Below are 5774 nucleotides of genomic sequence, written 5' to 3'. Positions count from 1 at the left end.
TGGACTGATTGCTTACTGCCTTAAATGGAAAAAGCCGTCACTGAAAATTTTCTACTCAGACGAAGATTTTCCAGCAACGGCTTAAGCGGTATTCGGGTTAACTACAATTCATCTGTAGGGGATAAGTACCGCCTTAAGGCTGCTAATCATATTTTGACTTGCAGTAAAATATAGCGGAATCAGTATAATCTGGCGCAATTAATATGTTCCATAAACAATTCATCCACGGAGCATCTTTCTCGTCTTCTTATCGCTTTTGCTCCGGACCATTTAGGTTCGATGGGATTCAAATCGGGGCTGTAAGGGGGGAGCCACTCCAGTTGGCATCCGCTGTCTGCTATCGCTTGGATCGTATCATGTCGTTTATGGAAAGGGGCATTGTCCATGACTATCACTACGTTACCCGGAAGCTGTGGCAGCAAATCTTGTGTCACCCACGCATGAAAAACATCCGCATTAATATTCCCGGTAAACAAGCTCACGGTGATGAAGGTCTTTTCGATGATCGCGCCAATGACATTAATACGCCCTTTAGCATGCCAATTGTGTGTACCGAAACAACGCCGCCCTTTCTCTGAATAACCGTGCAGGTGGGGCATTGACTGGGAAAAAACGCTCTCATCCAAATAAACAATCGGTTTTTTCGCCCGTTCATAGTCGCTGATGCGCTCGATAAACGCTTGACGAGCCTAAGGATCAGCTTGGGGTGTTTTAGCGGGTGAGGTTAAGCCGTTTCAACGCGTAGTGAACAGCAGACTGCGAGACCCCTAAGCGTTTTGCCCTTTCCCATTGATAATCGTCAGGGAAATTTTGTACATCCTTGATGAGCACATCATCACGGATTTTCGTGGGCGGTTTATTACGGGTCATACAAGGTTCTATTTTATGACTCCACCGAAACAAGGTGCGCATAGAGATATCAAAATGGGCGCTCGTTTGTTCGAAAGTCAACGAATGCTTTTCTTTGTATGCCAGGACTCTTTTTCGAAAATCGAGACTGTAACCCATCTTACTTTATGCCTTGTTATTTGAAGGTAGATATTATGCCATATTAATATGATTCTGCTATACGTTTTCCGACCCATGGCATAATAGGTACAGCCATTGAATTACCAATGACCCGATAGCGATGTCCATCTGGACAACTTTCAGTTATTTTGCCATTCCACGGAATTTGAATACGATTATCTGGAAATCCCTGTAGTCGTTCGCATTCAATGGGCGTTAAACGACGTACAGAATAACCATAATTCATTCCATGAATATCTGTCTCTGTCAGAGTATAGGAAATTTCAGGATGATAACCAAACCAATGCGCTCCGGGGTCTGTTAAGTGAATTTGGGATAGTGATGGCCCAAGGTATCAAACAGATTGCAGTATGCCTGCCGGAAATACTGGAGGATGCGAATCTGAAGGTATTGGATAGTCATGTGAATGAACTGGAAAAGGGGGAGTCAACAATGGCACTGTAAAAATACGGACAGTTGAAAACTCTCGGAAATCCCTGGCATCGGCCCGATAACGGCCAGAGCCCTGGTTACCTCAATAGGGGATGCCAACAGTTTTGCTAACGGAAGACAGTTAGCTGCGTGGCTGGGTTTTGTCCCTCGGCAACATTCGAGTGAGGGTAAGTCAACCCTGTTGTCCATCAGTAAGCGTGGTGACAACGATCTGCGGACGCTGTTGATTCATGGAGCCAGAGCCGTAATGCGATACGTCAAACTGGCTGAATGGTCTGCTGTTGAGACGTAATATCAATGTTGCAGTGGTGGCACTGGCGAATAAAAATGCCCGAATTGTCTGGGCGTTGCTGGTACACGGCAGGGAGTTTGAGGAAAATTATGGGAGCTCGGAAACAAGCGACTAAAATTATAAAATGCAGAGGCTCCCATTGAAAAGCAGTTTCCAAAGGTTTCGCAGGCAATCGAGAAGTGATGGCAAGACAGGTCGGACCGTGATCAGGAAACTCTGGTATCGTGCAAGCGCTCATAGCGCGTCGAAATGATGAGAGCCTGATCAGCGAATTCCATCAGGGACAGAGACGATGGCCTCAACTAAAGTGTAGTAGTTCAGACGAGACCTGACATCTACCGATTATTTATTCCGGTGCATAAACCATTTTGTTTTTCCTAATTCTTCTTTATGTTTTCGTTCCGTTGGACTTCAAACCCCTTAAATAACCCGTGTTGATCACCGGACGCCTACTCTCAAAGAGGCTTTGTTGTATTTGCAGATAGATTAAAACTCTAAGTTACGGATAAAGCGGTAATCGGCAGATTCCGCCTTGAGACGATATAAATTAGCCGGTCGGCCTCTCTCATGGCGTTTATGACCAGTATCAATCAATAAGTCGGCTTGTTCTAAACGGCGTCTGAAGGATTTTTTTTGCAATGTTTTGCCAATGAGCACTTCATGGACATGCTGTAATTCTGTCAGCGTAAAAACTTCAGGTAGCGCAAATCCTGGTACAATGGAATACAGTGATTTCTGTTGTAGCCGCTCTCGGGCTTGCTGATACAGTTGCACATGGTCAAAGGCCAGTGGCATTGTTTCCATTTCGTCGATAGGCACCCATTTAACGGATTCGACGGCATCAATGTGATGTTCACAGGATTGATAAGCAATCAGCGCGGTATAGCACACCGTGACGGACCAACCCCGTTTATCGCGCTGGTTATTACCAACGGTACAGAGCTGTTCAATATAGGGGGGGATCACGTCTGTTTTTTCTTTTAACTTTCGTAAGATCGTCTCTTCAAGTGTGCTGTCCTTCTCTTCATCAACAAACCCTCCCGGTAGCCCCCACATGCCTTTATCGGGATGATTCGCACGCTCAACAAGAAGCACCTTCAAAGTTTCATCATGATAGGTGAACAGCACCGCATCGACACTAAGAAGTGGTGAAAGGTAGGCCTTTTTGTCGTAGTGGGTTAAATATTCGCTTTCATTCATTGTGTTGATTATCACCGAGCCATTTGGTTATCCATGAAGCCGATCATACGTTAAAAAATTATTTTGTCATTAAGACACTTAATTCTTGACACATTAGTGACAATAAGATAATACTTATTGTCACAAAGACACTAAGTGGAGCTGACTATGTTTAACATTAATTACTTCAAAGCAGACTCATCAACCTTCGTCATTAAATCGGTCAATGGCAAGGTGATCAAACAAGGTAAAGGGATTAGTTTCTGGTATAACGCAGCAACAACCTCTATTGCGGCTTTACCATTGAATGCCCTGGAAGCGCCGTTTATTTTTAATCTGCAAACGGCGGATTTCCAAAGCTTACGCATTCAAGGCCAAATCACATTTCAGATCAAAAACCCAGAAAAAACGGCGGATGTACTGAATTACAATTTAACACAAGATGGCAAATCTTATGCTTCTGAAGACCCGTTAAAACTGAGTGATAGAGTGGTACGCAACGCACAAACATTGATTCAGGCAAAAATTCAAACCACGGCAATGCGTGAGGCGTTGTTAATGAGCCAACTATTAGTGACTCAGGTAAGTAACCAACTGACTACACAGTCAGCACTGGAAACTCTCGGTATTGATATTATCGATGTGTCAATTGCTGCGATCACACCTTCACCTGAAACCTTAAAAGCACTTGAAGCAGAAGCGAGGGAGTCCATCCTGAAGGAAGCCGATGATGCCATTTACGCCAGACGAAAATTTTCTGTCGAGCAAGAGCGCATGATCAGAGAGGCAGAGTTAGAAACGGATTTATCTGTGCAAAACAAACAGCAGGAAATTGAGGAAGCGCGCCTGGAGAATGAACGAGCTCTGTTACGTGAAAGAGCTGAAATTGAGCAAGAAAAGCTCGTTGCAGAAGTGAATGCGGAAGCAAAACGCAATGAACTTGTCGCGCTACGTGTTGAAAATCAGCGAATTCAGTCAGATGCAGATGCTTATGCTATCGAAGCGAAAATGAAAGCTTATCGCGAATTGCCCGTTGAGAACTTGAAAGCAATGGCCCTGGCTAAAATGAATCCAGAACAGTTAATGGCGATGGCATTTGAATCTTTGGCACAGAATGCAGGCAAAATCGGTGAGTTGAATATCTCTCCTGATTTATTTGGCCAATTGATGAAAAAAGGGGCTAATGCATGAATAGGGTAGAGGATATTCGCTTTATCTTAGTCACTCGAAAAACCCGATTGCAGGAACTGATAGAGCGTTTCAATACATGGCCGCAAGCGAAGTTTTATTTGGAGCATAACAATGTCGAGGTCAATGATTATCTTGAAGAGCATGACCACTACCAGAGGCAGTTAGTGCAAGCGGAATCCGTCCTTAAGTCGTTAGGACGGTTCCAACTACTGGAAAGGTCATTACTGCCGAGCTATCAGTTTTCTTCTCGCGATATTGTGATTGTGATAGGACAGGATGGGCTGGTAGCTAATACATTAAAATACTTAAATGGTCAACCTGTGATTGCCATCAACCCTGATCCTGCTCGCTGGGACGGTAAGTTATTACCTTTTGAAATCGGTCAGCTTCGTGATGTTGTTATGAATACAATAAAAAAGAAAATGCCGAAGAAATCCGTCACCTTTGCTCAGGCCACCACAAACGATGGTCAGACACTGTTAGCGGTGAATGACTTGTTTATTGGCCCAAAAAGCCACACTTCAGCACGCTATATGATAAGGTGGCAAGGGCAGCAAGAGTTCCAATCCTCATCTGGCATTATAGTTTCAACAGGATTGGGCTCAACAGGGTGGTTTCAGTCTATCTTAGCGGGAGCTCAGGCCGTAATGGGGGCAGATTATCATCCTTTGTCTCAGGGATATGATTGGGGAGAGAGAAAACTTCAGTTCAGTGTGCGGGAACCTTTTCCCAGTAAAACAACGGGCGTACAGCTGGTATTTGGGGCGATTAAGGAGCATTCACCACTGCAATTGGAGTCGTTGATGCCTGAAAATGGCGTCATTTTCTCTGACGGTATCGAAGATGACTATTTGCTTTTTAATGCAGGTTGCATTGTGTCGATTGGCATCGCAAACGTACAAGGGCAACTGATTGGTTAAATTTAAGCGAGCATGCTATTTGAATAAAACCCCAATCGAGCGGCAGGCAGGATCTGTATCACTGACTATCCGGTCCAGAACTGGTGATGACGATGAAACCTGCCGTATTATTTGCACTGTGGCCAGCCTACACATTTCCCGACAGAAACTCCTTCCAGCGTTGATCCCGCTCGCGCATGGGGTTCGTGCGCTCGAGCCTATGGCACAAACTTATGGAGGCATCCTGACACGCTGTAACGAGGCAGCAAAAATCCTGCTTTCTGCTCCTATGGATGCTGTCAACGGCCTGGGTGACGAAGCGCCAATCACCCTACAGGGCGTGGAGTTGGCACTCGCGGAACTTGAACGATGAGGTGAAGGGTATGTATTCCTGTTGCCATTAGCAGTTATTTTCCCGTTATTTTTCCAACTTATTCAAAATACTAAAACTACAGCTGTAACTTTCCACTTTCCACAAATAAACGTGTCATTTGATAATCGCTAAATTAAGAAACCATGTAATTTTAACGCGATGCTCGACTTTAACATCCTATAACGTTAGCTTGTTGAAGCCAGTCGCGTTGACTTTTACCTTGTTGAAAATTGGCAAAAATACCCAACGTGTGCGAAAGCAGTTTTCTGGCAATTCGATTACTCAAATGCCACAAATCCCGTGCCCAGCACTTCTCGATAGCAAATTGGCCGGCGAGTTGACCAATCACGGTTTCAATTAAACGGCGTTTGGCGTTAAT

At 44.6% G+C, this 5774-nt stretch carries 8 protein-coding genes and 2 pseudogenes; 5 read left to right on the top strand and 5 right to left on the bottom strand.

From position 1 onward, the window contains the following. Positions 1-179: 179 nt before the first annotated feature. The 3 genes from Xbed_RS20765 to Xbed_RS17710 all read right to left on the bottom strand — a co-directional run bounded on the left by Xbed_RS20765 (position 180) and on the right by Xbed_RS17710 (position 1255). Positions 180-626: a transposase gene (locus tag Xbed_RS20765; protein ID WP_244182542.1), complete on the bottom strand. Its 447-nt coding sequence runs from the start codon at positions 624-626 to the stop codon at positions 180-182. Between the two features lie 85 nt (positions 627-711). Next, complete coding sequence (locus Xbed_RS17715) at positions 712-1008, bottom strand: IS630 transposase-related protein (RefSeq protein WP_086114166.1); 297 nt, start codon at positions 1006-1008, stop codon at positions 712-714. Positions 1009-1051: 43 nt separating this feature from the next. Next, on the bottom strand, positions 1052-1255 hold the full coding sequence (locus tag Xbed_RS17710) for a DNA cytosine methyltransferase (protein WP_086114165.1): 204 nt from the start codon (positions 1253-1255) through the stop codon (positions 1052-1054). Between the two features lie 95 nt (positions 1256-1350). On the opposite strand from Xbed_RS17710, the gene Xbed_RS20555 reads away from it, so the two are divergent. After that, entirely contained in the window at positions 1351-1473 is a 123-nt protein-coding gene (locus Xbed_RS20555) for a hypothetical protein (protein WP_279625542.1), read from the top strand. Between the two features lie 16 nt (positions 1474-1489). Next, positions 1490-1868: pseudogene (locus tag Xbed_RS19545) on the top strand (transposase); the annotation flags it as partial. A gap of 371 nt (positions 1869-2239) precedes the next feature. On the opposite strand, the gene Xbed_RS17700 reads toward Xbed_RS19545, so the two are convergent. Continuing rightward, positions 2240-2953, bottom strand: a complete 714-nt coding sequence (locus Xbed_RS17700) for an NUDIX hydrolase (protein ID WP_086114164.1) — start codon at positions 2951-2953, stop codon at positions 2240-2242. 147 nt (positions 2954-3100) lie between these two features. Here Xbed_RS17700 and Xbed_RS17695 point away from each other — a divergent pair, with 147 nt between their 5' ends. From Xbed_RS17695 to Xbed_RS17685, 3 genes are read left to right on the top strand one after another with little or no spacing between them, the layout of a single operon-like run. After that, the gene (locus Xbed_RS17695) at positions 3101-4123 is read left to right on the top strand and encodes an SPFH domain-containing protein (protein ID WP_086114163.1); all 1023 of its coding nucleotides are present in this window, start codon (positions 3101-3103) and stop codon (positions 4121-4123) included. Next, on the top strand, positions 4120-5043 hold the full coding sequence (locus tag Xbed_RS17690; RefSeq protein WP_086114162.1) for a diacylglycerol kinase catalytic domain-containing protein: 924 nt from the start codon (positions 4120-4122) through the stop codon (positions 5041-5043). The genes Xbed_RS17695 and Xbed_RS17690 overlap by 4 nt, the downstream gene beginning before the upstream one ends. Continuing rightward, positions 5036-5395 carry an aminoglycoside phosphotransferase family protein gene (locus tag Xbed_RS17685; protein WP_086114161.1) on the top strand — a complete coding sequence of 120 codons (360 nt, stop codon included), beginning with the start codon at positions 5036-5038 and terminating at the stop codon, positions 5393-5395. The genes Xbed_RS17690 and Xbed_RS17685 overlap by 8 nt, the downstream gene beginning before the upstream one ends. A 169-nt stretch (positions 5396-5564) precedes the next feature. Here the strand turns inward: Xbed_RS17685 and Xbed_RS17680 are convergent. Beyond that, positions 5565-5774: pseudogene (locus tag Xbed_RS17680) on the bottom strand (IS982 family transposase); the annotation flags it as partial.

This window comes from Xenorhabdus beddingii, from assembly GCF_002127545.1.
In the GTDB taxonomy this organism is placed as follows: Bacteria; Pseudomonadota; Gammaproteobacteria; order Enterobacterales; family Enterobacteriaceae; genus Xenorhabdus; species Xenorhabdus beddingii.
Note: the sequence above shows the minus strand (reverse complement) of the source record. Positions and strands in the feature narration are given on the sequence as shown.

Coding starts and splice junctions, on each gene's coding strand:
- Xbed_RS17715 (WP_086114166.1), bottom strand. CDS start 1,008: ATGGGTTACAGTCTCGATTTTCGAAAAAGAGTCCTGGCATACAAAGAA.
- Xbed_RS17710 (WP_086114165.1), bottom strand. CDS start 1,255: ATGAATTATGGTTATTCTGTACGTCGTTTAACGCCCATTGAATGCGAA.
- Xbed_RS20555 (WP_279625542.1), top strand. CDS start 1,351: ATGGCCCAAGGTATCAAACAGATTGCAGTATGCCTGCCGGAAATACTG.
- Xbed_RS17700 (WP_086114164.1), bottom strand. CDS start 2,953: ATGAATGAAAGCGAATATTTAACCCACTACGACAAAAAGGCCTACCTT.
- Xbed_RS17695 (WP_086114163.1), top strand. CDS start 3,101: ATGTTTAACATTAATTACTTCAAAGCAGACTCATCAACCTTCGTCATT.
- Xbed_RS17690 (WP_086114162.1), top strand. CDS start 4,120: ATGAATAGGGTAGAGGATATTCGCTTTATCTTAGTCACTCGAAAAACC.